At 65.5% G+C, this 24,365-nt stretch carries 19 protein-coding genes; 11 read left to right on the forward strand and 8 right to left on the reverse strand.

The genetic code is table 11. From position 1 onward, the window contains the following. Nucleotides 1-8: 8 nt before the first annotated feature. Together ACOGJC_RS04960 and ACOGJC_RS04965 are read right to left on the reverse strand one after the other, a co-directional pair. Complete coding sequence (locus ACOGJC_RS04960; RefSeq protein ID WP_419847402.1) at nt 9-413, reverse strand: VOC family protein; 405 nt, start codon at nt 411-413, stop codon at nt 9-11. A 10-nt stretch (nt 414-423) separates the two neighbouring features. Continuing rightward, nucleotides 424-1,830 (reverse strand): MFS transporter, encoded by a 1,407-nt coding sequence (locus tag ACOGJC_RS04965; protein WP_419847403.1) that lies wholly within the window; start codon nt 1,828-1,830, stop codon nt 424-426. A gap of 77 nt (nt 1,831-1,907) precedes the next feature. Between ACOGJC_RS04965 and cysS the strand changes: the two genes are divergently transcribed. The 8 genes from cysS to ACOGJC_RS05005 are packed head-to-tail and all read left to right on the forward strand — an operon-like array spanning nt 1,908 to nt 11,280. Then, complete coding sequence (cysS, locus tag ACOGJC_RS04970; protein ID WP_419847404.1) at nt 1,908-3,290, forward strand: cysteine--tRNA ligase; 1,383 nt, start codon at nt 1,908-1,910, stop codon at nt 3,288-3,290. A gap of 32 nt (nt 3,291-3,322) precedes the next feature. Then, nucleotides 3,323-4,270 (forward strand): phosphotransferase, encoded by a 948-nt coding sequence (locus ACOGJC_RS04975; RefSeq protein WP_419847405.1) that lies wholly within the window; start codon nt 3,323-3,325, stop codon nt 4,268-4,270. After that, the gene (locus tag ACOGJC_RS04980; RefSeq protein WP_419847406.1) at nt 4,267-6,363 is read left to right on the forward strand and encodes a DPP IV N-terminal domain-containing protein; all 2,097 of its coding nucleotides are present in this window, start codon (nt 4,267-4,269) and stop codon (nt 6,361-6,363) included. The genes ACOGJC_RS04975 and ACOGJC_RS04980 overlap by 4 nt, the downstream gene beginning before the upstream one ends. Before the next feature lie 4 nt (nt 6,364-6,367). Further along, on the forward strand, nt 6,368-7,333 hold the full coding sequence (locus ACOGJC_RS04985) for a TIGR03619 family F420-dependent LLM class oxidoreductase (RefSeq protein ID WP_419847407.1): 966 nt from the start codon (nt 6,368-6,370) through the stop codon (nt 7,331-7,333). Between the two features lie 2 nt (nt 7,334-7,335). Beyond that, nucleotides 7,336-8,538, forward strand: a complete 1,203-nt coding sequence (locus ACOGJC_RS04990; protein ID WP_419847408.1) for a CoA transferase — start codon at nt 7,336-7,338, stop codon at nt 8,536-8,538. 38 nt (nt 8,539-8,576) lie between these two features. Continuing rightward, the gene (locus tag ACOGJC_RS04995) at nt 8,577-9,467 is read left to right on the forward strand and encodes a TIGR03620 family F420-dependent LLM class oxidoreductase (protein ID WP_419847409.1); all 891 of its coding nucleotides are present in this window, start codon (nt 8,577-8,579) and stop codon (nt 9,465-9,467) included. A gap of 5 nt (nt 9,468-9,472) precedes the next feature. After that, complete coding sequence (locus ACOGJC_RS05000) at nt 9,473-10,414, forward strand: SDR family NAD(P)-dependent oxidoreductase (protein ID WP_419847410.1); 942 nt, start codon at nt 9,473-9,475, stop codon at nt 10,412-10,414. A gap of 11 nt (nt 10,415-10,425) precedes the next feature. After that, on the forward strand, nt 10,426-11,280 hold the full coding sequence (locus ACOGJC_RS05005; protein ID WP_419847411.1) for a phytanoyl-CoA dioxygenase family protein: 855 nt from the start codon (nt 10,426-10,428) through the stop codon (nt 11,278-11,280). Here ACOGJC_RS05005 and ACOGJC_RS05010 read toward each other — a convergent pair. After that, nucleotides 11,277-12,470: an acetyl-CoA acetyltransferase gene (locus ACOGJC_RS05010; protein ID WP_419847412.1), complete on the reverse strand. Its 1,194-nt coding sequence runs from the start codon at nt 12,468-12,470 to the stop codon at nt 11,277-11,279. The genes ACOGJC_RS05005 and ACOGJC_RS05010 overlap by 4 nt on opposite strands. 13 nt (nt 12,471-12,483) lie before the next feature. Continuing rightward, nucleotides 12,484-13,923, reverse strand: coding sequence for an OB-fold domain-containing protein (locus tag ACOGJC_RS05015; protein WP_419847413.1), 1,440 nt, complete (start codon nt 13,921-13,923; stop codon nt 12,484-12,486). Between the two features lie 31 nt (nt 13,924-13,954). On the opposite strand from ACOGJC_RS05015, the gene ACOGJC_RS05020 reads away from it, so the two are divergent. Then, nucleotides 13,955-15,370 (forward strand): amidohydrolase family protein, encoded by a 1,416-nt coding sequence (locus ACOGJC_RS05020; RefSeq protein ID WP_419847414.1) that lies wholly within the window; start codon nt 13,955-13,957, stop codon nt 15,368-15,370. A gap of 12 nt (nt 15,371-15,382) precedes the next feature. Next, nucleotides 15,383-17,620, forward strand: coding sequence for a xanthine dehydrogenase family protein molybdopterin-binding subunit (locus ACOGJC_RS05025; RefSeq protein ID WP_419847415.1), 2,238 nt, complete (start codon nt 15,383-15,385; stop codon nt 17,618-17,620). Between the two features lie 33 nt (nt 17,621-17,653). Here the strand turns inward: ACOGJC_RS05025 and ACOGJC_RS05030 are convergent, their stop codons facing one another. From ACOGJC_RS05030 to ACOGJC_RS05045, 4 genes are all read right to left on the reverse strand, one after another. Next, nucleotides 17,654-18,931, reverse strand: coding sequence for an ATP-binding protein (locus ACOGJC_RS05030; protein ID WP_419847416.1), 1,278 nt, complete (start codon nt 18,929-18,931; stop codon nt 17,654-17,656). 100 nt (nt 18,932-19,031) lie between these two features. After that, nucleotides 19,032-20,291 (reverse strand): hypothetical protein, encoded by a 1,260-nt coding sequence (locus tag ACOGJC_RS05035; protein ID WP_419847417.1) that lies wholly within the window; start codon nt 20,289-20,291, stop codon nt 19,032-19,034. A gap of 167 nt (nt 20,292-20,458) precedes the next feature. Next, nucleotides 20,459-21,712: a DUF222 domain-containing protein gene (locus ACOGJC_RS05040; RefSeq protein ID WP_419847418.1), complete on the reverse strand. Its 1,254-nt coding sequence runs from the start codon at nt 21,710-21,712 to the stop codon at nt 20,459-20,461. Between the two features lie 64 nt (nt 21,713-21,776). Next, nucleotides 21,777-22,904 (reverse strand): amidohydrolase family protein, encoded by a 1,128-nt coding sequence (locus ACOGJC_RS05045; RefSeq protein WP_419847419.1) that lies wholly within the window; start codon nt 22,902-22,904, stop codon nt 21,777-21,779. Nucleotides 22,905-22,970: 66 nt separating this feature from the next. Here ACOGJC_RS05045 and ACOGJC_RS05050 point away from each other — a divergent pair, with 66 nt between their 5' ends. Beyond that, on the forward strand, nt 22,971-24,365 hold the full coding sequence (locus tag ACOGJC_RS05050) for an amidohydrolase family protein (RefSeq protein WP_419847420.1): 1,395 nt from the start codon (nt 22,971-22,973) through the stop codon (nt 24,363-24,365).

A 24,365-nucleotide genomic window follows, 5' to 3' on the forward strand; every position in this document is an offset into this window, starting at 1 on the left:
GACCCCCATCACTCCAATAAGGCGACGTCGGTGAACTCGATGAGGTTCCCGTCGGGGTCCCGGGCAAAGGCCGACCGCACCGCCACGCCGAAGTCATCCCGCTCGTTCGGCTCGATGACAAACTCCACCCCCCGCTCGGCCAACTCGGCCATGGTGGCTTCAAACTCGTCGGCGGGAATAAACAGGGCGAAGTGGGACATCCCCCCAGCGCTGTCAGGCATTTCTTCCACCTTGCTCAGGTGGAGTTGCGAAGGACCCATCCGCAGCCACGACCCCTCAAACCCGCCGAAATCGGGCCGGGGGAGCTTTTCCAGCCCCAGCTTCTCGATGTAGAAGGCATCGGCAGCCTCCACATCGGTCACCGGAATGTTCACATGGGAGTAGGCGACCAGACCCTTGACAGCAGTGCTCATCCCCGTGACTTTATTGGACTGCGGGGGCCGGCATGCCCCTGGACCGCGTGCAGCGCACTCCCAGCACCGCGGTGACCGCGCCCCCGGCGGCCAGCATGATGTAGCTGCTGCCGAGGTTGCCGATCTGGCCCACGGCCAAGGTGGCGCCGATGATGGTCACCGCGATGGCCACCCCGAACGCGTTGCCCACCCGCATCATGGTCTGGGCCACGCTGGATCCCGACGCCAGGAAATCGCTGGGCAGGTCGGCCACCGTGACCGCCATCAACGATCCCCACACCAAGCCCGATCCGATGCCCGCCAGCGTCACACTGAGCACCCACGCCACCAGGTCCTGCTCGCCGCCCAGCGTGGCCCACTGCCACACCATGCCTCCGGTCCACATGATGCTCCCCGCCACCATGAATCTGGCTGGACCCCACCGGTCGGCCCACCGGCCCGACAAAGCCGACAGCAGTCCAGTGAACACGAACACCGGGGTCAGCAGCATTCCGGCCTCGAAGATGGTCAGCTCCCACACGATGGTCAGGTAGTTCACCCCCACCAACTGGTGCCCGAAGAAGGCGATGGAGAACACCAGCATCCCGTAGTTGCCTAGCCGAAAGCTCTTGAATCGGAACAGGCTGGGGTCGATTACGGGCCACCGGTGACGCATCGATCTCCAGGCCAGCAGCACAAGCACCAGCGGCCCTCCGATCAAGGCCGCCAGCACCACTGGATCGGCCCATGACCACTCCCGGCTCTGCACCAGGGCGAACACCACCCCGCCGACGCCAGCCAACACCATGAGCGCACCCAGCCGATCGGGCAGCTCCGGGGTCTGCGCACTGCGGTGCTCTTGGATCACTTTGCCTATGAAGGCCAGGGCGATCACCCCGAAGGGCACGTTCAGCCAGAACGCCCACCGCCAGTCGCCCACATGCACCAGCAGGGCGCCCACCGAGGGTCCCATGGCCGCGGCCACCGCGCCGTTGGCCGACCATGTGCCCACGCCGGTTCCCCGGCGGGCTACCGGGAAGGCCTCGATCACGATGGCCGCCCCGGTGGGCAGGCTCAGCGACGTCCCGAATCCCTGGAGAGCTCGGGCCACGATGAGCACGCCGGTGCTGGGGGCCAGCGCGGCCCCCGCCGATGCCAGGGTGAACACCGCGATGCCGGCCATCAGAGTCCGCCGCCGTCCCCACCGCTCGCCCAAGACCCCGCAAATGACCAGGGTGGCCGCTCCGACGATGGTGAAGGAGTTGATTACCCACGACAGCTCCGCCTCGCTGGCGTTGGGGAAGGACTCCTTCAGGTCGGCGTAGACCACGAAGATGATCGACAGCGCCATGGCCGTCTGGAAACTGGCCAGGCTCACCACCACCAGCACCAGCCAGGCCCGGCGCATCACCGCCGGGTCCACGGCTGCTTGCTGCATCACCAGGTGACTGTAACCCTCTGGCCTCCCATCAAACGGATGGCAGCAGTGGCAGGGGCGATAGCTAGCCTTCTGGCGTGGTTTCGTTCTATGACACCCGGCTTCGGCAGATCGTGCCGTTCGAGCCGCTGGTCGACGGCCGGGTGTCGATGTATGTGTGCGGGCCCACCGTGTACGACGATCCCCATGTGGGCCACGCCCGCACCGCGCTCACCTTCGACATGATCCGCCGCTACCTCCAGTGGCGGGGCTTCGAGGTCACTTTCGTCTCCAACATCACCGACATCGACGACAACATCATCAACCGGGCGCTTGAGACCGGAACCACCGAGCCCGAGCTCGCTGCTCGCTACGAGCAGGTTTATATCGACCAGATGGACCGGTTCGGCATCGCCCGGCCCGATCATCGTCCCCACGCCACCGAGTACATAGCCGAGATGCTCGAGTTCATCAGCGATCTGGTGGACCGGGGCGCGGCCTATCCCATCGAGGGCAAGGGCGTGTACTTCTCGGTGGCCGCCCATGATCGCTACGGCGATCTGATCGGGCGCACCCCCGAGGAGCTGCGAGAAGGAGCCGGCGCCCGGGTGGAAGTGGACGTCGAAAAGGCCGACCCGCTGGATTTCGCCCTCTGGAAGGCGGCCAAACCAGGCGAGCCAGTGTGGGACTCCCCGTGGGGACCGGGCCGACCCGGCTGGCACATCGAGTGCGTGGCCATGGCGACGGACTTGTTGGGCGAGACCTTCGATATCCACGGCGGGGGCGATGATCTAGCTTTCCCCCATCACCAGAACGAGGTGGCCGAAGCCGAGGGCGCAGAGTTGGACTTCGCCCGCCATTGGATCCATGGGGCCATGCTCAACGTGAACGGCGAGAAAATGGCCAAATCGCTGGGCAACTTCACCACCCTGTCTGATCTGCTCGATGTCTACGAGCCTCAGGTGCTGCGGCTGCTGATGCTGCAAACCCACTACCGAACGGTCATGGAGCTGAGCGACGACGCCTTGACCGGCGCTTCAGGGGCGCTCGACCGGCTCCGGGCCTGGCACCGCCGGGCCGATGCCGCCAGCCTGAACCCCTCGGCGGACCCCGACCCCGACGCGTTGGCTCGGTTCACCGCGGCGATGGACGACGACTTCAGCACCCCCGCCGGATTGGCGGTGGTGTTCGACCTGGTCCGGGAAGCCAACGCCGCGCTGGACGGCGGAGACACCGACCGGGCGGCCGCGGCCCACGCCACGGTGGGCGACCTGGCTGGGGCCTTGGGCCTCACCTTGGTGAGCGACGGCCAAGCGGGCGATGACGCATTGGCTGCTGAGGTGGAGAAGCTGCTGGCCGAGCGGGACGAGGCCCGCAAGTCCAAGGACTTCGCTACCGCCGACCGCATCCGCGATGAGCTGGCCGCCCGGGGAATCGTGTTGGAAGACACTCCCGGCGGCACGATCTGGAGAACATCCTGAGGAAGTACCAGAGCCGGCTGCTCGGTCAACCCGTGACGGAGATCGAGATCCTGGACGATCAGTCGGGCACCACGCGAAGAACCCGGGCTCGGCTGCATTTGGACGATGGCACAACGCTGGCTGTGTTCGTCAAGCGACCATCCCGCTCTTTGATTGCTCGAGCCTTCGTCGCGGTGCCTCGATTGAGCCGGGCCGAAGTCAGCTTCTACACCGAGCTGCGCGACCAGGTTCCCATCCCCACTCCCCAATGCCACGGCGCTGGCCACTTCTGGCACGGCTTCATCGTGGTGCTAGAGGACTTGGCCGACTCCGGCGCAACGCTTCGGTCATCCACCGACACGCTTAGCGCAGATGAGGCAGCCTCGCTGCTGGCGTCGCTGGCCGCCATGCATCGGCAATGGTGGGGGCGCACTGAGTCGCATCCGTGGCTGGCTCGAAACCCCCGGCGAGAACTGAAGCTGGGGGCACTGTTCAGCCCCTCGCTCTGCCGCCTGGGGCTCTGGCGAGTTGGCTCGGCGGTTCCCGAGGCGCTGCACCAGCCCATCGCCCGGTACGCCCGCACCCGCCGGGCGGCCCACGAGGTGATGTCGGGCGGACCGACGACTCTGATCCACAACGACTGCCACCCGGGGAACCAATTCGTTGCCGCCGACGGCCGCCCCGGGCTCATCGACTGGCAGTTGTGCCGGGCGGGGCCGTGGGCTCGAGACGTCGCCTATCTGCTGGTCACCTCGCTTGACCTTGAGACGCGCCGAAGCGCCGAGAAGGACCTGCTGGCCGGCTACCTGCGCCAGCTCGGCCCGGTCGCCCCGGATTTCGATGAAGCCTGGCTGGCCTATCGCCGCAATGTTGTCTACGCGGTCGAGGCCATGCTGGTGACCGCCGCAGTGGGGGTGATGATGCCCAAGCCCACCTCCCTGGTCTTGGTGAACCGCGCCGCTGCTGCCGCAGCCGACCTAGATTCATTCGGCGCGCTATGACCGAGTCGTTCCCCCGCCAGCACGCCCGTACCCGGGGATTCACCCTGGGTGCGCCTCGCAGCTTCTCAGTGTCCGAAGATGGCCGCCGAGTGGCGTTTCTGCGCAGTTCGTCGGGCGATGATCCGGTGAACCGGCTCTGGATGCTGGACACCGCTACCGGCGAGGAGATTGTGGCCGCCGATCCAGATGAACTCTTGGCCGACCCCGGCGAGGAGAACCTGCCGCCGGCCGAGCGGGCCCGCCGGGAGCGAGCCCGGGAGAGCGGCGGGGGGATCGTGGCCTACGCCGGCGATCCCGGCCTGACCAAGATCGCCTTCACCTTGGATGGGCGGGTGTTCCTGGCCGATGTGGCCGGCGGGACCGTCGAATTGCTGCCTACCGAATCTGGAGCTTTCGATCCCCGCCCATCACCCGACGGACAACGGGTGGCCTATGTGTCCGGCTCCGGCTTGCGAGTGGTGGACGCCGCAGCTGACGGACACGACCGGCTGGTCATCGATGAACCGGGCGACACCGTGAGCTGGGGGTCGGCCGAGTTCATCGCCGCCGAAGAGATGGGCCGGAGCCGGGGATTCTGGTGGTCTCCCGACAGCCAGCGCCTGCTGGTGGCCCGAGTAGACACCGCCGGGGTGCCTACTTGGTACATCCCCTCCCCCGCTGATCCAAGTTCCGCGCCCGTGCCCATGGCCTATCCCGCCGCGGGCACAGTTAATGCCGACGTCTCTTTGGCAGTTCTCGGGCTCGACGGCAGCCGAGTTGATGTGGCCTGGGATCGAGACGCCTATGAATACCTGGCTCGGGCCGCGTGGGCACCCCGGTCGAACCCCGTTATTACCGTGCAGAGCCGCGACCAGCGCACGGTGGTGATCTTGGAGGTCGACCCCGACACCGGGGCCACCAGAGAAATTGCCCGCCAGACCGACGAGCACTGGGTGGAGCTGGTGCCGGGCACCCCCGCGTGGATGGGCGAGCGGCTGGTGACCGCCGAGGACCGTGGCTCAGCCCGCCGTCTCGTGATCGACGGCGTCGAGGTCACCCCGGGCAACCTGCAAGTCCGCAGCGTGGTGGCCGCCGATGAGCACCGGGTGGTGTTCACCGCGTCGGACGACCCCACCGAGGTCCATGTTTGGCAGCTCGACTCCGACGGCAACCTGGAGCGCCTTTCCGCTGATCCAGGGGTGCATAGCGCGGCCGCCGGAGGCGACACCGCAGTGATTGTCCGGGCGGCAACCGCTGAGCGAGACGCTGCCGTAGGAGTAGTCACCCCCACCGAGGGCATTCCCATCTCCTCTTCGGCCAGCACCCCTTCTCTCTCCCCTTCGCCCCATTTTTCCGTTGTCGGCAGCCGAGAATTACGCACCGCAGTGCTGTACCCGTCGGACGACGACGGAACCGGCGGCCATCCTCTGCCGGTGCTGCTCGACCCCTATGGCGGCCCCCACGCCCAGCGCGTGCTCAAGGCCCGCTCGCCGTTCCACGTTTCGCAGTGGTTCGCCGACCAGGGATTCGCGGTGGTCATCACCGACGGCCGGGGCACACCGGCCCGCGGTCCGGCTTGGGAGCGGGCGGTGGCCGGCGATCTAGCCCATCCGGTACTGGAAGACCAGATCGACGCCCTCGATACGCTGGCCCAGCACCACCCCCGCCTCGACTTGGGCCGGGTGGCCGTAAGGGGTTGGTCGTTCGGCGGCTATCTGGCTGCGCTGGCCGTGTTGGTCCGGCCCGACCGGTTTCACGCCGCCATCGCCGGCGCCCCGGTTACCGACTGGCACCTGTACGACACCCATTACACCGAGCGCTACCTGGGCCACCCCGACCACAACTCCGAGGCCTACACCCGCACCAGCCTGCTGGAATTGGCCGGAGACCTGACCCGCCCGCTCCTGCTGATCTGCGGCTTAGCCGACGACAACGTGTTCGCGGCGCACACCCTCCAACTCTCCCAAGCCCTGTTTGAAGCCGGCCGCCCCCACCAAGTGTTGCCCCTGCCCGGCGTCACCCACATGACCCCTCAAGAACAGGTGGCCGAGAACCTCCTGCTGCTGCAACGGGCGTTCCTCTTCGACAGCCTCGGACTCCACCCGCCACAATGACCCCATGGCGCGCATAACTGCCGATGGCGAGATTCTTTGCGGGATCCAGCTTCCGATCCAGACCCTCAACGAGCGAATCTGCCAGCCGTGGGAGCCAACTGCCACCGTGGACGACCTGTTGGCCATCACCCAAACCGCGGAGGCCGCTGGGTTCGGGTTCGTGGGAGTGTGCGACCACATCGCCATCCCAAACAACGAATACGCCGCCCACATGTCCACCACGTGGTACGACCCGATCTCCACGCTCAGCTTCCTGGGAGCAGCCACCAGCACCATCCGGCTGCTCTCGGAGGTATACGTCCTTCCCTATCGCCATCCCCTGACCACCGCGAACTCGTTCTGCACCCTCGACCATCTCACCGGCGGACGAGCAGTGATGGGAGTGGGTGCCGGCCACGTCGAGGCCGAGTTCGAAGCCCTGGGATTGAACTTCGCCGACCGGGGGCGGATGACCGACGAGGCCATCGACGCGGTGCGGGTGGCCGTGGAAGCTGCCGGAGGGTTCTGCGAGTTCAGCGGAGAGTTCTACAACTTCAAAGACATGGGAGTGGGCCCCGCCGCCGCGCAGGACACCATTCCCGTCTGGATCGGAGGCAGCACCCGCCCGGCCCTGCGCCGGGTGGTGGAGCGGGGGGACGGCTGGATCCCCCAGGGCACGCCCCGGGAGGCCATGGCCGAGCAGATCGACTACATGCGGGCCCATGCCGACGTGGTGGGCCGCGACCTCGATGAAGTGGACCTCGGCTGGTTGGCCGGGACCGTTTACATCGGCGACCCGCCGGAGGGGCTTTTCCCCCCGGGATGGCCGTTTATCGGCGGCTCTCCCGACCAGATTGCGGAGTCGCTGCGCTATGCCCACGAGCTGGGGACCTCGGTGGTGTTTCTATTCTTCCGATCCCGCGACGCAGCCGAGTATGACGACCAAGTCGCTCGCTTCGGCACCGATGTCCTGCCCCTGCTGGACTCCTGATCATGAGCGGCGTGCTGGCGGGAATGCGGGTGGTGGAGGGATCGGCGTTTGTGGCCTGCCCCTCAGGGGGGATGACACTGGCGCAACACGGGGCCGACGTGATCCGCTTCGACGCCATTGGCGGCGGCATCGACTACCAACGGTGGCCGCTCACCCCCGAGGGCCAATCGTTGTACTGGCAGGGTCTCAACAAGGGGAAACGGTCGATCCAGGTCGACCTCCGCTCCCCCGAGGGCCAAGAGCTGATCACCGCTCTGGCCACTGCCCCCGGGCCTGACGCCGGCATTTTCACCACCAACTTCCCCGCCGTCGGCTGGCTGTCATACGACAGCCTCCGCCAACACCGCGACGATCTCATCATGGTGGCCATCACCGGCAACCACGACGGCTCCACCGCGGTGGACTACACCGTGAACTGCGCCATGGGCTACCCCTGGGTCACCGGCGATGACGGCACCATCAACCACGTGCTGCCCGCCTGGGACATCATCTGCGGCCAAACCGCCGCCCTCGGAGTGCTGGCTGCTGAGCGCCAGCGTTCCCGCACCGGTGAGGGCAGCCTGGTGAATTTGGCCCTGTCCGATGTGGCACTGGCCTCGGTGTCGATGCTGGGCCATGTGGCCCAGGCCCAGCTCCTGGGCACCCAGCGGCCCCGGATCGGCAACAACGTCTACGGTGCCTTCGGCCGGGATTTCGAGTTGGCCGACGGCGAGCGCATCTATATCGCGGGGGTGAGCGGCCGAGAGTGGCAGGGCGTGGTGGCCGCCTGCGGCATCGCCGATGAGGTGGCTGCGCTGGAGGCGGAAACCGGCCTGGACTTCACCCGGGTGGACGGAGACCGTTATTTGGCCCAGGATCGCCTCAATCCACTGGTGGCCCAGTGGTGCGCAAGCCACACCCTGGCTGAGGCGTCGGCCGCCCTCGACGCCCAAGGGGTGTGCTGGGGCCGTTACCAGTCGATGCTGGAGCTGGTAGCCGACGACCCCCGCTGCTCCACCAAGAACCCGCTGTTTGCCGAGGTAAACCACCCCGAGACCGGGCAATATCTCACCTCTGGCCCCCCGCTTCGGTTCTCTGAGGAGCATCTGGTCGATCCCGGCCCCGCTCCCCGGCTGGGCCAGCACACCGACGAAGTGCTGGCCGATGTGCTCGGCCTGTCGGGCAGCGAGATAGCCCGCCTGCACGACAGCCAGATCGTCGCCTGACCATCTCTCTGCCGCTAGCGGGCCGCTACGTTGACCCCATGAGCATGGATATCGGCCGCGTCGGGGTCTGGACCCGCACCGACAGCTTCTCAACCAGCGAGGCCATCGAATTCGCCCAACGGGTTGAAGAGTTGGGCTATGGCGCCCTTTGGATCCCCGACGCCTTCGGCCGCGATCCTTTCGCCCACGCCTCCCTGCTGCTCAACCACACCTCCACGCTGGTACTGGCCACCGGCGTGGTGAACATCCACCTGCGGGAGGCCCAGGCCACCTCCTGCGCCCAGAAGGAATTACACGACCAGTCGGGTGGTCGTTTTCTGCTCGGCCTCGGGGTGTCCCACCAAGCTCCAGTGGAGCGATTGCAGGGCAAGCCCTATCCCAAGCCCATCCCGTCGATGCGGGAGTACCTCGACAAGATGGAAAGCGCCATGTGGTGGGGACCGGAGCTCGACGGCGAGCCGCCCATGGTGCTGGCCGCCCTCGGCCCGCTCATGTTGAAGCTGGCTGCCGAGCGCACCATGGGCGCCCACCCCTACTTCGCGCCGCCCGAGAACTCCCGGCGATCCCGGGAGATCATGGGCCCCGACGCCTGGATCTGCCCAGAGCAGAAGGTGATGCTGGAGACCGACCCGGTGCGGGCCCGGGAGCGGGCCCGAGCATCCATGGCCGGGCCGATCACCATGCCCAACTACCGCAACAACCTCATGCGCTGCGGCTTCGAGGAGAGCGCCCTCGACGATGGCGGCAGCGATGAGGTGGTTGACGCGGTGGTGGCCTGGGGCGATGAGAACGCCCTGGCCGAACGGGTGCGCCAGCATCACGAAGCCGGTGCCACCCACGTGTGCATCCAGCCGCTCGACCCGGTGGACAAGACCCGTCCCAGCCTCGAAACCCTCGAGACTCTAGCCCCTCTCTTGAACGGAGCGTGACCTCAATGTCCAATGTGAATGGTGGGCCCAATGAGTTCCAAGACCGGGTCGCCCTGGTCACTGGCGCCGCCGACAGAATCGGCCTGGGGTTCGCCCACGCCATCTACCTGGCTGAGCGGGGCGCCAAGATCGTGCTCAACGACCTCGGCAGCGGAACCCTGGGCCTGGTCGAGCAGGGCTTCAATCCCGACATCGCCGAGGAGGCCGCGCAACGCATCCGTGACGCCGGTGGCGAGGCCATCGCCAACAACGGCGACGTGGCCGACCCAGCCACCGCCCAGGCGATGGTGGCCAGCGCAATGGATGCCTGGGGCCGGGTGGACATCCTCATCAACAACGCCGGGGTGGCCAGCTCGGCGTTTTTCCCCGACATCGACGCCGACGAGATGCACCGACACGTGGGGGTGACCCTGCTGGGATGCCTCAACACCGCCAAGGCGGCGTGGCCCCACATGGTGGAGCGGGGCTACGGGCGAATCATCAACACCGGCTCCCCGGCCTGCTTCGGCAACCCCATCGCCTCCTATGCGGCCACCAAGTCGGGGCTGTTCGGCTTCACCCGCACCGAGGCCATGTTCGGCCAAGCCCACAACATCACCGCCAACCTGCTGTTGCCCGCGGCCATCTCCCGGCTGACCGAAGGCCTGCCCGAGTCGCCCTTCAAATCGCACCTGCGGGAACACTTCGGCGCCGAGAAGGTGGCCCCGGTGGTGGCCCATCTGGTGAGCGACCAATGCACGGTAACCGGCGAGGCCTTCACCGCCGGCGGGGGCAAGTTCGCCCGCATCGTCTACGCGGCCTCCCCGGCCCAAGACATCGACCTGACCATGGAGTCAGTGGCCTCGGGCATGGCCCACGCCATGGACACCTCCGACTGGACCCCCCAGGGCTCCACCGCCGAAAGCATGGTCCACCTCGGCATGCCCCCCGAGTTGGAGCAGATGTAAGGATTGTCGCTATGGCACTGGTGAGCGACAAGGAAATCGAGGCCTTCTGGCGGGACGGCGTGGTGGTGATCCGGGGAGTGCTCTCCGACGAGACCCTGGCCTCCATGGCCAAGCCGGTAGACCGGGCTCTGGGGTCAGAGGAAATGAACAACATGACCGAGATGGGCACCATGGTGGTACCGCCCAGCGGCGGCACCGTGCTCAACGACCCCGCGGCGGCTAAGACAGGCGCCCCCCGCGGCCAGTTTCATGGCGGCACCGACCACTGGTGGGACGATCCTGACTTCGAGGCATTCGCCACCCAGTCGCCCCTGCCCCAGTTGGCCGCCGAACTGATGCGAAGCAAAGAGCTGTGGTTCTACGAGGACAGCGTGCTGGTGAAGGAGCCCCATACCGAGGAGCCCACCTCCATCCACCAGGACATGGCCTATTTCCAGCTGGAAGGCGACAAAGTGTGTACCACTTGGTGCCCGCTCGATCCCATCTCCAAGGCCACCGGGGCCACCGTTTACGTGAAGGGCTCGCACCGCTGGGAGCGGAACTTCCGCCCCAACTGGTTCGTGAGCCAGCTCTCCATGCCCAACACCGACGGCGAAGAGGTCCCCCACTACGACCGGGACGACTCCGAGCACCTGCTCTGCTTCGACATGGCGCCCGGCGATGTGGCCGTCCACCACGCCATGACCCTCCACGGCGCCCACGCCAACGTGACCGATCAATGGCGCCGAGCCATCTCAGTGCGCTACTGCGGCGACGGCACCGTCTACCGCTTCAAGCGGGGCACCCCCCTAAAGCCCCACCACTCTGAAGTATCCGAAGGCGACCCCGTAAACCACCCCCGCTGCCCCCAAGTCTGGCCCCGCTAGCCCAGGTCGGGGCCGAGGATGGAGACGAAGGAGACCATTTCGCCGGGGTAGCCGCCGAGGTTGTGGACTAGGCCGAGGTTGCGGGTGGACAAGTCGATCTGGCGATCTTCGCCGGCTTTGTTGCGGAGTTGGAGCCAGCACTCGTAGTGCATTCGGAGGCCGGAGGCCCCCACGGGGTGGCCGAACGCTTTTAGGCCGCCGTCGGTGTTGATGGGCATGTCGCCGGTGCGCTCGAAGGTTCCGGCCAGTACCTCTTTCCACGCCGTGCCCCGCTCGCAGAAGCCGAGGTCTTCCATGAGCACCATCTCGGTAGGAGTGAAGCAGTCGTGGACCTCGGCCATGGCCAGCGCGGAGCGGGGATCTTCGATGCCAGCTTGGCGGTAGGCGTCAGCCCCGGCCATCTCGCACTCGGGGAAGGTGGTGTAGTCGTAGTCGGGATCGATGAGCCCGCCGCCGGTGCCCGACACGAACGACAGCGCCTTGATGTACAGCGGATCGTCGCAGTACCGGTGGGCGTCTTCTGCCCGCACCACGATGGCCGCCGCTGAGCCATCAGCCACGCCGGAACAGTCGAACACCGACAGCCGCCCGGCCACCGCGGCCATCTCGCAGATCTTCTCGGCCGGCATCTCCCGGCGGAACTGGGCCAGAGGATTGAGCGCCCCGTTGCGGTGGTTCTTTTCGGCGATCTTGGCCACCACCATGCGCAGCTCGTCCTCGTCCACCCCGTAGCGGGCGGCGTAGGCGGGCAGCACCAGGCTGTACATGGCCGCCGCGGTCAGGTTCCGCTTGGTGCCGTCATGGGGGGCGGGCGCGGCGTTCAGCCCCTGGTAGCCGGAGTCCTTGATCTTCTCCACTCCGATGGCCATGGCCATGTCGTAGGCCCCGCTGGCCACCGCGTAGGAGGCTTGGCGAAGCGCCTCAGAGCCGGTGGCGCAGAAGTTCTCCACCCGGGTGACCGGCTTGCCCTCCAGCTTCAACGGCTGGCTCAGCGTCAAACCGCTCATCCCGCTGGAGGCCGTGCCCAGCCAGAAGGCGTCAACGTCGTCTTTGCTCACTCCTGCGGAGTCGAACGCGGCGGTGGCCGAGTCGATCAGCAGGTCGTCGACTCCCTTGTCCCAGTGCTCCCGGAACTGGGTACACCCCATTCCGATGATCGCTACCTGGTCTTTGATGCCATGACTGGCCATCGGTCGCCTCCCCTTATTCCGACGAAGACCCCGACCGCGCCGGGCGGGCCTTCCAGAAATAGTTGTTGATGCCCTCGGCCTCGTACAGCCGCCGGAAGGTCATCTCCACTCGCTGGCCGATGCGGACCGCGTCGGGTTCTACGTCGGTCAGCTCCACTGGGAGCCGGCCGCCTCCGTCGAAGTCCACTACTGCGAACACCACTGGCGGGCTCACCGAGTACACCAGCCGGTCGATAGTGAAGGTCACCACGGTGGCCCCGACGTCGGCCATTGGTGCGGGGTCCATGGCATCGAGCTCGTCCTCGGCTCGGATAGACACCCGGGCCGGCGGCAAGTGGAGCGTCCCGCTCTCGGTGCCCCGGCTGCCCACGAAGCCGTACTTCCAGTCTTGGGCCCGGGCCGCGGCCGACGACGACGGTCGGGTGGGCTCGGGCCTATTGGGGGGCTGGACTTGGATCATCTCCCGCCACTGCAAGAATGTGGCGTAGTTCACCTCGGCCCCGCCGGCGATCTGATCGGCCACCGGGAGAGCCGGTGTGAATTCGGCCAGCGCCTCAGTGGTCCGCAGCACCAGTACCTCCACCCCGTCAGCCAGCATCACCACCGCGATGGTCTGACCGGGCTCGGCCTGCTCCAGCTCGTTGGCCAGCACCAGACCGGGATGAGCGGTGCCGGTATTGCCCACCGTCGCGGCCAAGTCGTCGGCCACTCGAGCTACCCCGAGCTGGCCCGCCACCCGCTTGACCGCTCGGCCGTGAGACCCGGCGACCACGGCCACATCCACATCCGCCGCCTCAATGCCAGCTGCGCCCAGCGCCTCTTTCCACGCTTGGGCCGCCAGCGGGCCATAGCGGGTCTCGCCAAACCGCTCCTCCCATTGGCCGGTGCTTGGCGAGCCCGGCTGGCGCCAGCGGTCCACGAACTCCTCGGTGGCCGACGCCGATCCCAGCAACTCGGCTACCACCGGCCCATCGTCCTCGGTACCGATCAAGAATGCGGCGGCACCGTCGCCACCAGTGGCTTCGTCAGCGCCGGTGGGCAGTCCGCCCCTGATGTCGGCGGTCACCACCAATGTCGGCCCCTTCGCATCCAGGGCGGTCCGCAGTGCCCCGATGCCGGAACGCACCGCGCCCCCGAAGTCCAGCGCGCCCACCGAGGTGTCCAACCGCAGCGCAGCGTGGATGGCGGTGGCGTTGGTCTTCTCCAGATAGGCGGGGTCGGCGGTGGCGAACCACAGCGCTCGGGGCTCAGCATCAACCGGGCGCAGGGCCAACCGGGCCGCCTCCACCCCCATGGTGGTGGTGTCCTCGTCGTAGGACGCCACCGATCGGGTGCCCCGGCCGCCCCCTTTGCCCATCACCGCGGCGATAGCCGACCGGTCCAAGCGCCGGTAAGGCACATAGCCCCCGAAGCTGATGATGCCTCGCATGATTCCGAAGTGTACGCCTGACACCGCAATTCACTGGGGTCGTAGTGTGTCCCCCATGAGCTTTGAGCCCAGCGCTGAGGTGCGGCGCATCCGCGACGCCATCGACCATCCCATCATCGACTCTGACGGCCACATCATCGAGTTCCTGCCCGAGGTTCACGACATCATGGCCACCGTCGGCGGACCGGAGTTGGTGGACAAGTTCAAGGTGGTCGAGTACGGGGCCCGGAAGTCCATCGACCTGTCGCTGGAGCAGCGCCGGGCCGCCGGGATGATGCGCTCGGCGTGGTGGGGGCTCCCGGCCCGCAACACCCTCGACCGGGCCACCGCCCTACTGCCCAAGCTGCTGTACGAGCGCCTGGACGAGATCGGAATCGACCTGGCCGTGCTCTATCCCACCTACGGGCTGACCTGCATGGGCCTCGAAGACGAAGATCTGCGCCTCGGCGCGGCCCGGGCGTTCAACCTCTACTTCCACCAGGCCTACGAGCCCTACTCCGACCGCCTGATGCCGGTGGCCATCATCCCCATGTTCACCCCCGATGAGGCCATTGCCGAGCTGGACTTCGCGGTGGGCGAGCTGGGCATGCGCCCGGTGATGATGACCGGGCTGGTGCCCCGGCCGGTGGACCCGGAGAACACCAGCCACCGCCATGCCCGCCGCATGGACACCCTGGGCATGGACTCCCCCCACGACTACGACCCGGTGTGGCAACGATGCACCGAGTTGGGCGTGTCGCCCACCTTCCACTCCGCGGGCATGGGCTGGGGCAGCCGCACCTCGGAGACCAACTACGTGTACAACCACCTGGGCAACTTCGCCGCCGCCGGCGAGGCCCTGTGCCGGGCGGTGTTCATGGGCGGGGTGGCCCACCGCTTCCCCGAGCTGCGCTGGGCCTTCCTGGAGGGGGGCGTGGCCTGGGGCGTGAACCTGCTGTCGGATGTGATCGGCCACTGGGAGAAGCGCAACCGCGACGCCATCAGCCACTACGACCCCGCCGCGGTAAACATGGACGAGCTGGACCAACTGTTCGACGCCTACGGAACCCCGGCGGCCAACAGCCATCGGGACCGCCTCCAAGAGGCGCTGCACATGCTCAGCGAGCCCGATGAAGACCCGGCCACCATCGACGAGTTCGCCCTCAGCGGAGTGGACACCGTGGACGACATCTTGGCCATCTGGGACCGCTTTCACTTCGGCTGCGAGGCCGACGACCCCATGACCGCCATCGGATTCAACCGGTCGGTGACCCCGAAGGGCCAGGTGGTGAAGGGGATCTTCGCCTCCGACGTGGGCCATTGGGACGTCCCCGACGTGCGCGAGGTGCTGCCCGAGGCCTACGAACTCGTGGACGACGGCATCCTCGACGAGGCCGACTTCCGAGCCTTCACCTTCGAACACCCGATGTCGCTGTGGGCTGGCACTAACACTGACTTCTTCAAGGGAACTGTGATTGAAGAAGCGTTGTAAAGACCGCCGGTCGTGAGCAATTGGGAAGGCCGGGTCGAAGACTTCGACCTGCTGACCGGACGGGCCCGCTTTGGCGGAGATCTCAACGTTGAGGGCGCTCTCTGGTTGGGGTTCGTTCGATCCCCGATAGCCCGAGCCACCATTGCGGCCTTCGACACATCCGAGGCTGAGGCCCTCGACGGCGTGGTCGGAGTGTTTACCGCCGACGGCTTGGGCTTGACCACCCAAGCCGGCCTGGAGGGAATCTCCCCGGCAAGGATTAGCCGCCCACCGCTAGCCGATGGATCAGTGGCCTACGTCGGGGAGGCGGTGGCCGCCGTAGTCGCTATCAACGAGGCAGTGGCGGTCGATGCCTGCGAGTTGGTGACTGTGGATTACCAACCCCTTCCCCCGGTGCCCGACCAAACCGCCGCTACCGCTGAAGAGGCCCCGCTTCTCCACCCGGATCACGGCTCGAACACTGTGCTCACCATCCCGTCGGGCGATCTGGCCGCCACCCAGGCTGCGCTCGACGCCGCCGATGTGACTGTGACCGTCAAACAGCACTATCCCCGGGTGGCCTGCTCTCCCATCGAGGGAGTCGCCGGTCTCGTGGTCCCCAACGGCGACCGAGTGGCAATCCACATCAATGCCCAGATGCCGTCCCTGACCCACGACGAACTGGCCGGCACCCTGGCCACGGACGATGACCAGATCAGCCTGATCGTTCCCCCCATCGGCGGCGGTTTCGGGGGCAAATGCGACGGCGAGAACGGCCTTTTCGCGGTGGGCGCCCGCCTAGCCCTACGGCTGAACCGCCCACTCCGCCTCGCCCAGTCTCGCCCCGAGAACCTGCTGTCGATGCAAGCCCGCGACCAAAGCCAGCGCATCACTTTGGCCGCTAACCGAGACGGCATCGTCACTGCCCTCAAGGCCGAGGTGAGCGCCGATGTCGGCGGCTACGCCGGGATGGGCGCGTTTGAGCCGCTGCAAACCCAACGCCTCATCCCCGGCCCCTACCGGATTGACCAGGTTGCCGTCAACGCCTCCGCGGTAATGACCAACACCGTTCCCACCGGGCCGTACCGGGGACCGGGAAGAGCTGAAGCTATCGGGCTAGTGGAGCGAGCCATGGACACCCTGGCCCGCGACCTAGATCTGGACCCCGCCGAAGTCCGCCGCCGCAACCTGCTGCGGCCCGCGGATTTTCCTCGGCAGATGCCTGGTGGACTGGTCATGGACGAGGCCGACCATCTCGGTGCGTTGGAACGAGCCCTGTCGGAGATTGGCTATCAACAACTCAGAGAAGACCAAGCCGCCCGCCGCGCTGCCGGGAATCAAAATCTGCTCGGCATCGGCATCAGCTGCTGGGCCGACTTCACCGGCCGTCACGAGCCCTGCCAACCGGCGGCGGCCCGAGTTGCTGAAGACGGCAGTATCGAAATCGATGCCGGCATCGCGCCAATAGGCCAGGGCATGCAGACCGTCGTCACACGCCTAGCGGCGGAAACACTGGGCCTCGACCCGGCCCACGTCGCCTCAGTAACCCCTGATACCGGCCGCTTCCGCGCGGCACTAGGGAGCTTCGGCTCTCGATCTGCGTCCCTGGCCAGCAGTTCTGCCGTCCAAGTGTCGGAACGCCTTCGAGACAAGCTGAAAGAACGGGCAGCAGACTTGTTGGAGGCCGCGGTAGACGACATCGAATTGCGCCCCAATGGCACCCTAGGAGTGCGAGGCATGCCCACCGCCAGCATCCCACTGGCCGACTTGGCCGGAACCGAGGCCACCGCCGCCTTCGACCAGGGCCAGCCCACCTTCCCCGGCGGCACCCATGTCGCCGTCGTGGAAGTGGACACCGAAACCGGCGCAGTAGATCTGCTTCGCCACGTCGCTGTCACCGACTGCGGCCGGCTGCTCAGCGAGGTACAAGCCTCCGGCCAAGTCCAAGGCGGGGCCGTGCAAGGCATCGCCATCGCCCTGTTCGAGGAGATGCGCTACGACGCCGACGCCAATCCGCTCACCACCAGCCTGGCCGACTACCTCGTGCCCGCGGCCAGCGATGTCCCTGAGGTAGAGACCCAATTCATAGAGACCCCCACCGACCGCAACCCCCTTGGTGTCAAAGGAGTGGCCGAAAGCGGCGCCATCGCCGCCCCCGCCGCCGTCCAGAACGCCATCATCGACGCCCTCTCCCCCCTAGGAGTCACCCACATCGACATGCCCTGCACCCCCGAACGCGTCTGGCAAGCCCTCCGCAACTCCGGGCGGTGATCACGCAGTCTCCAACTAGTCAATAGCCATTTCTCACTTCGAGATTGGTGAGCGCCACAGGGAACTCAGGGGAAGGGCCCACACTCGGTCATCAACCTGAAACGGCACTGAGGCGCTACTCAGAATCACTCCACCGGCAAAGTCGTCCCCAAGTCGGTCTCTCAGCCACAAGATTCCCCTAGCGTCATCCCGACTGACAACGCTTGAAGACTTGACTTCGATTCCAACGACTTTTCCCTGGCTTTCGAGCACGATGTCTACTTCTTTCCCATCGCGATCTCGCAGGTGGAACATCTGGGTCTCTTTCTTCGCGGTCTCGATATGCGCCAACAATTCAGTTGCCGCAAAGGTCTCGAACATCTGCCCCACCATGTTCGGGTCTCGGCCCAAAGACGCGGCGTCAACGTTGAGAATGTGAGCGGCCATACCTGAGTCGGTCAAGTAGACCTTGGGAGACCGGTTCAGCCGCTTCAGTCGCTTGGTGTGCCATGCCGGGACACGGCTGATCACGCTGAGGTCTTCGAGCATGGCCAGATGGAGGTCCGCTGTCTTGAAGTCCACACCGGCGTCTTTCGCGGTGGCCTGTTTGTTGAGCTCTCGGCCCGTACGAGCGGCACACGACCCCAGCACAGCACGCAGCTTCCCCCCTTGAGGCGAGCGATTGGACACTTGCAGTGCATCCCTGTCGACAAGCTGGTCAACGTAGGCGCTGTACCACCGGCGCCGATTCCGGCCACTCAGCTCTACCGCTACGGGAAACCGCCCGCCCAACATTGCTTCGAGATAGTCATTGCGGGTCCACTCCGACTGTCCAAATTGCATCTGTTCAAGCTCAAAAAGGTCGTCGATCGGGTTGTACCGCTCGTTGCGCTCCATCTCAGCCCGGGTCAAGCCGTGCATCCTGACTCGGATGAGACGACCTGTACCCGGCCATGTGGTCGCCTGTTGGGCGGCCCGCACAGAACCGGTGACAATAAACCTTCCCGGCCGATTCAATCGGTCTGCATCCACGGACCGCTTGATCGCTCCCAGGATCTCAGGTGCTTCTTGCCATTCGTCAACCAAGAGCGTGCCGTCTGTTGCTGCCAAAGCCCCGTCGGGATCTTCTCTCGCTGCTAGCCGGGCACCAGGTCTGGACAAATCCAACGTACTGTCGGCAAAGCGGCTCATTGACGTTGATTTGCCACAGCCGCGAGGTCCGACCACCAGCAAGGCGGAAAACACTGGTAACAGCTCTTCAGCCACCAGCCATTCGACGGCCCGGGGATAGAGCTCTCCTGCTCCCAGCCTCGGATTTTCCGGCGTGCCCATAGGAGAATCCTACATTTGCCGAGCTTTAATTCCCAATATTGCCGGAGATAAATTCCTGATTCTGCCGTGTTCTAATTCCCAATATTGCCAACTGACCCGCCTACTCCTGCCAAACCGCATTGCGGATGCCACTGGCCAAGACGTTGAACGTCCCATCGGCCAGATCCAGAACGCCCATCCGCCCGTCAACCAGGGTTACCAGCAGCCAACCTCTCTCCAAGTCCATATCGTTGATCGCGTCGTCAACTTCGACCTCGTAGAGCGGGTCCAGGGTCTCAGAATCGACAACTACGACTTTGGCCGATGACCTGTTGCACGCCACCTCCGGAGGCGGGAGGCAAAACTGCTCGGCTACTACGAGATTCCCCTGTTGGTCACCTGCGGGCAGCATCCACCCCAACCCGCGAACATTGGAATCGGTCGCACTCTTGTCCAGACTTATCTTCGCCAACCATGGATACCAGCCCAGACCACTCACGAAGGTCCGGACCACCACCGCAACGGCATCCTCACCTACCCATGTTGATCGGACCACGATGGATCGGCCGAATTCCCACCGCTGGTCGGATGCCCTGCTGGAATCCAAGACCAAGTGGTGGTAGGGAAGGTCCCCAAATGCCTCATAGGAATAATCTCTTCGATCTGAGGCAAATTCGCTGAACACAACCGGCCCAGATCGTAAGGACGCAAGTCCATCGCGTGAATCGCGTAAGGCATAACTTTCAACCAATAACGTTCTCTGACCGTCTACCGACGTGTACCAAATGCTGTAAGGGAGCCAATAGCGCTTCTCTCGCTTCTCAATGTCCAAGAGTTCGAACCCTTGCCCCGACGGGTCACAGCACATTCTCAGCAATACAGACCTTGGTTCGACCCACTCCACATCTCTGATGAATCCGGGGGGGACCTCTGCGTCGGGGTACTCCGGATGCTCCGTTCCTCGCTCTCCGCAATACAGGAAAGTCTCTTCGCTCATGTTGTATTCCCATAGGGTCGTGGTGATTCCTGATTGAACATCGATGGAGACAACGTCGCACTGCTCCGTCGAAGCGATGATCGCCACGGGCATGTCCCCAGTCGTTCCGAATGGCTCCCCCTCCAGGGTGGTACCACCCGGCAGTGGCTCTGCACTCGGATAAATGACATGCATCGTTCCTTCAAAAGGCTCTGCTGGTGCTGCTGAAATGGGTGCATCAGTCAGAGGCACGGGCTCGGGAGTGCTGGTCGGATTCGCAAGCTGGTCCGGCTCCACTGCTAGCGATGTCGAAGTCGGAACCGGGTCCTCGCTAGGAGCCGCCGTCGGCGTTGCAAGAACCGATGGCGTAGCGGATCCAGTCACTAGAGCTTCCTCGCTGGGCACCGCCGTGCCAGGGTCTAGAGCTTCCTCCAAAATCGACGGGTCCGACTCGCAGCTGATCGAACCCAACAACAAGACCACTGCCAATAGCAGTACTGAGCCTCCCCGGGCATAGTGCACAGGCACCATCAAATCATGGCAATGAAACCGGTGGGGGTAGGAGTGTCCGCTCAGGCCGCGGTTGGTTGTTCAGCGGGCGGCGGGTGGGTTGTGGGGCTGGGCCGGGGTGGGGGTTGGAGGCGGTATCGGCCGGTTTTGGTGTCGTTTTCGATGGTGTGGTGGTGTTTGTGGACTTTGGTGTGGCAGCGGGGGCATAGCAGTACGAGGTTGGTTATGTCGGTGGGCCCGTTTTGGTCCCAGGGCACGATGTGGTGGGCGTCGCAGATCTGTGGTCTTAGGCCGCAGCCCACGCAGCGGCGGTCTCTTTTGTACAGGGCCAGCTTTTGGGCTTTGGTGGGCGCTCTTTGGGCTCTGCCCATATATAGGGGCTGCCCGTCGGCTGAGAAGATCATCGGGACGATGTCGGCGTCACAGGCCAGGCGGCGGAGTTCGTTGAGGTCAATGGGCGTTCCGTCGATGAGACCGGCGTTCTTGAGCCGGCCTTCGATGGCGTCGTATTCGGCGGACACCACCAGCACGGTTTTCTGCGGGCGGGTCCCGCAGTCAGGCACGCCCGCCAAGGGGTTGGGGTTGGCGCTGTCGGCGGGCTGTTGGGTGACGAGCGCTACTAAGGCGTCGGCGTTGCGCTGCTCGAAGGTGCGGATGGGGTCGTAGGCGATGTCATCGACGAGCATCTTGTCGCTCATGGCGCCAAGCGCGACCTTGAACCGCTCGCCGGACACCTGGTCGAGCTCGCCGTGCACCACGACCATGCCGCCGGTGCCGTCGAACACCTTGAGGGACCGGCGGGCCCGCTGGCGCTCGGCCCGGCTCATGCCGTTGTCGACGCGGCGCTGGTCCTCGCGCGCGGCGACGGTCTTCTTGAAATCGTCGTGGCCCTGCCAGCCGCCCAACTCCAACAGCTCTTGTTGGTCTTGTTCGCTCATCGGCGCCCGCTTGTGAGACTCCACCACCATCCCGCCCTGATCCGCGGAGATGCGACCATCCTGAACCGCGCCGAGAATCTGGGGCATGGCCGCGACGCCCTGGGCCGTTCTGGCCAGCTGGCGGGCCCGATACGCGCTGATGCCGAACTGATGGCAAACCGTGGCCGCCGCACCCGGACCCTCGAGCTCCCCGTAGCGGGCAACCAGCCCGACCAGATACCCCTCAGCCCGGCGGCGCAACAAATCAGCCTGGCCCATCAAACCCAACAACTCCGAAGCACCCGCCCCAGAGAAATCCGGGAACCCGAAACCCCCACCAACGCCAGCATCGCCGCTGGCATCAGCACTGTTTGTACTGGGATTCGCCGTAAATTCCATAAATGAAATTATACCAACCCCGGTGACATATTCCTCCCTGAAATATGCCCAAAAAGCCGAAAAATCAGACGGTCAGCCCGTAGAGCTCGGCGCAGTTGTCTCGGAGGACTCGGTCGATTTGGTGGTCGGTCATGTGGGTGGTCTGCTCGGTGAGCATTTCTTGGGACCAGGGCCAGGTGGCGTCGGAGTGGGGGTGGTCGTTGGCCCACATCACCCGGTTCACGTTCATGAGGTCGAGCAGCTTGAACGCCACCCAGTCGTCTTGGAACGTGAGGTAGACGTTCTCCCGGAAGTAGTCGCTGGGCTTCTTGGACAGCTCGGCGCTCTCCAGCCAGTTGCGGTGGCGGTTGTAGGCGTGATCGGCCCGGTACATCCAGTGGGGCGCCCAGCCGGCGTCGGCCTCCACGCACACCACCTGAAGGTCGGGATGGCGCTCGAATACGCCGCCGAAGATCAGTGTGCCGATGATGTCCTGATTCCCCCGGATGATCCCCAGGAACGAGTTGATCTTGGGCCCCCGGAACTGGGCGGCCATGGGATGGTCGTTGCCCGACGTGAGGATGTGGAACGACAGCGGCATGCCCATCGACACCGATGCTTCCCAGAAAGCGTCGAACTCGGGAGCGTCGTAGTCGATCCCCGAAGCCGGATAGCCGGGCAGCATGACGCCCTTGAGCCCGAGGGCCTTCATCGCTTCCAAGTCGGCGATGGCCTCGTCCACTGAGCGCACCGCAGTCTGGCCCAACCCGATCAACCGCTCAGGGGCGTGGGAGTTGAACTCGGCAATCCAACGGTTGTAGGCGTCGAAGCAGGCCTTCTTGTAGTCGCCGTCGGGGTGGTTGCAGATGGTCATGCCCACCGACGGGTAGATCACCTCGGCCACCACTCCATCCCGATCCTGCTCGTCGAGCCGGGCCACTGGGTCGTACCCACCGGGGTGCAGGTCCTCCCAGCGGGTGCCGCTGGACAGGCTGATCTCGTGCCAGCTCTTGCCCGCCGCCGCGATCATTCCATAGGGCATCCGATTGCGGCCGTTGTCGATGGACATGAACGCCCCCATGGCGTCGTCCCAATCTACACGGGGGGCCCGATCCCGGAACTTGGGGTCGATGTAGTCGATGTAGGTGTTGTCGGGCTCGGTGACGTGGGAGTCAGCCGAGATGCAAGGACGTACGGGGGTGACGGTACTCATGATTCGAACCTTCTCAATCGGGTGTCACTGAGACAACCACCAACGGTAGTAGCTAGCGTTGCCGCCATGAGCAGCCAACGATCCGCCGCCGACATCCGAGCCGACCTCGGCCATCCCGTCATCGACGCCGACGGCCACGTGTTCGAGCACTACCCGGCCCTCCACCAGTACTGCCTCGACGAAGGCCTCGACGGAGGGCTCTACCCTCAGATGTCCAACTGCTCGTTCAACGGGGAGCCCAATTGGTCGGGCCTCTCCCCTGATGACCGGCTGGCCCGACGCTCCTTCCGGGGTCCGTGGTGGGCGCTGCCGCTAGGCAATACTCGGGACTTCGCCACCGCGGTGTCTCCGGCGATGTTCCACGACCGCATCGAGGAGCTGGGCATGGACTTTGCGGTGTGCTACCCCAGCATCGGCCTCAACTTCCCGGCCTACCGCGACGACGAAATCCGCAACAAGCTCTGCCGGGCGCTCAACCGCTACCTGGCCGACAGCTACCAGGGCCTGCAAGACCGCCTCACACCGGTGGCGGCCATTCCCACCCAAACCCCCGAAGAGGCCATTGAGCAGCTCGACTTCGCCGTCACCGAACTGGGCTTCAAAGCAGTGATGATCGGCGGATTCGCTCTCCGCCAGGTGCCGGCCGGAGGCGAGATGGCCACCTGGATCGACTCGCTCGGCCTCGACTCGGCCTACGACTACGACCCGCTATGGCAGCGGCTGGTAGAGCTGCAAACCCCGGCCAGCCTCCACTCCGGTTCGATGGGCTGGGACGGCCGGCGCTCAGTCAGCAACTTCACCTACAACCACATGGGCAACTTCGGCACGGCCAGCGAGGCCACCGCCAAGTCGATCTTCTTCGGCGGGGTCACCCACCGCTTCCCCGACCTGCGCCTCGGCTTTTTGGAGGGCGGGGTCACCTGGGGCGCCCAGATGGTGTGCGACCTCCTGAGCCACTGGGAAAAGCGCGGCCCCGAGGGCCTCAAGGCCTACGACCCGGCCCTCTTCGAGCCCGATTACTTCGAATCCTTGCTGGCCGAGGCCAACGACCCCATCGATCTGCCCTCCGGCTTCGGCAAAGTGATGCAGAAGGGCATCAGCTCTGATCAGGTCGTTCACGACTTCGAGGCCGCGGGCATAACCTGCCCCGAGGACATCCTCGAGCAGATCGACCGCTCCTACTGGTTCGGCTGCGAGGCCGACGACCCGCTGGTGCGGCTGGCCTTCGACGGCGCCCTGCCCGAAGGGGCCACCCTCAACGCCATCTTCTCCTCCGACGTGGGCCACTGGGACGTGCCCGACATGTCCGAGGTGCTCCCCGAGGTGTGGGAGCAGGTGGAGCACGGCTGGCTCAACGAAGACCAATTCCGGGCCTTCACCTTCGACAACGCCCACCGCTTCTTCTCCGAAGCCCGCCCCGACTTCTTCAAGAACACGGTTTTGGAGAGTGCCACCGTCTAG

The organism is Candidatus Poriferisocius sp. (assembly GCF_965204015.1).
In the GTDB taxonomy this organism is placed as follows: domain Bacteria; phylum Actinomycetota; class Acidimicrobiia; order Acidimicrobiales; family Bin134; genus Poriferisocius.

Coding starts and splice junctions, on each gene's coding strand:
- ACOGJC_RS04960 (WP_419847402.1), bottom strand. CDS start 413: ATGAGCACTGCTGTCAAGGGTCTGGTCGCCTACTCCCATGTGAACATT.
- ACOGJC_RS04965 (WP_419847403.1), bottom strand. CDS start 1,830: ATGCAGCAAGCAGCCGTGGACCCGGCGGTGATGCGCCGGGCCTGGCTG.
- ACOGJC_RS04980 (WP_419847406.1), top strand. CDS start 4,267: ATGACCGAGTCGTTCCCCCGCCAGCACGCCCGTACCCGGGGATTCACC.
- ACOGJC_RS04985 (WP_419847407.1), top strand. CDS start 6,368: ATGGCGCGCATAACTGCCGATGGCGAGATTCTTTGCGGGATCCAGCTT.
- ACOGJC_RS04990 (WP_419847408.1), top strand. CDS start 7,336: ATGAGCGGCGTGCTGGCGGGAATGCGGGTGGTGGAGGGATCGGCGTTT.
- ACOGJC_RS04995 (WP_419847409.1), top strand. CDS start 8,577: ATGAGCATGGATATCGGCCGCGTCGGGGTCTGGACCCGCACCGACAGC.
- ACOGJC_RS05000 (WP_419847410.1), top strand. CDS start 9,473: ATGTCCAATGTGAATGGTGGGCCCAATGAGTTCCAAGACCGGGTCGCC.
- ACOGJC_RS05005 (WP_419847411.1), top strand. CDS start 10,426: ATGGCACTGGTGAGCGACAAGGAAATCGAGGCCTTCTGGCGGGACGGC.
- ACOGJC_RS05010 (WP_419847412.1), bottom strand. CDS start 12,470: ATGGCCAGTCATGGCATCAAAGACCAGGTAGCGATCATCGGAATGGGG.
- ACOGJC_RS05020 (WP_419847414.1), top strand. CDS start 13,955: ATGAGCTTTGAGCCCAGCGCTGAGGTGCGGCGCATCCGCGACGCCATC.
- ACOGJC_RS05030 (WP_419847416.1), bottom strand. CDS start 18,931: ATGGGCACGCCGGAAAATCCGAGGCTGGGAGCAGGAGAGCTCTATCCC.
- ACOGJC_RS05040 (WP_419847418.1), bottom strand. CDS start 21,712: ATGGAATTTACGGCGAATCCCAGTACAAACAGTGCTGATGCCAGCGGC.
- ACOGJC_RS05045 (WP_419847419.1), bottom strand. CDS start 22,904: ATGAGTACCGTCACCCCCGTACGTCCTTGCATCTCGGCTGACTCCCAC.
- ACOGJC_RS05050 (WP_419847420.1), top strand. CDS start 22,971: ATGAGCAGCCAACGATCCGCCGCCGACATCCGAGCCGACCTCGGCCAT.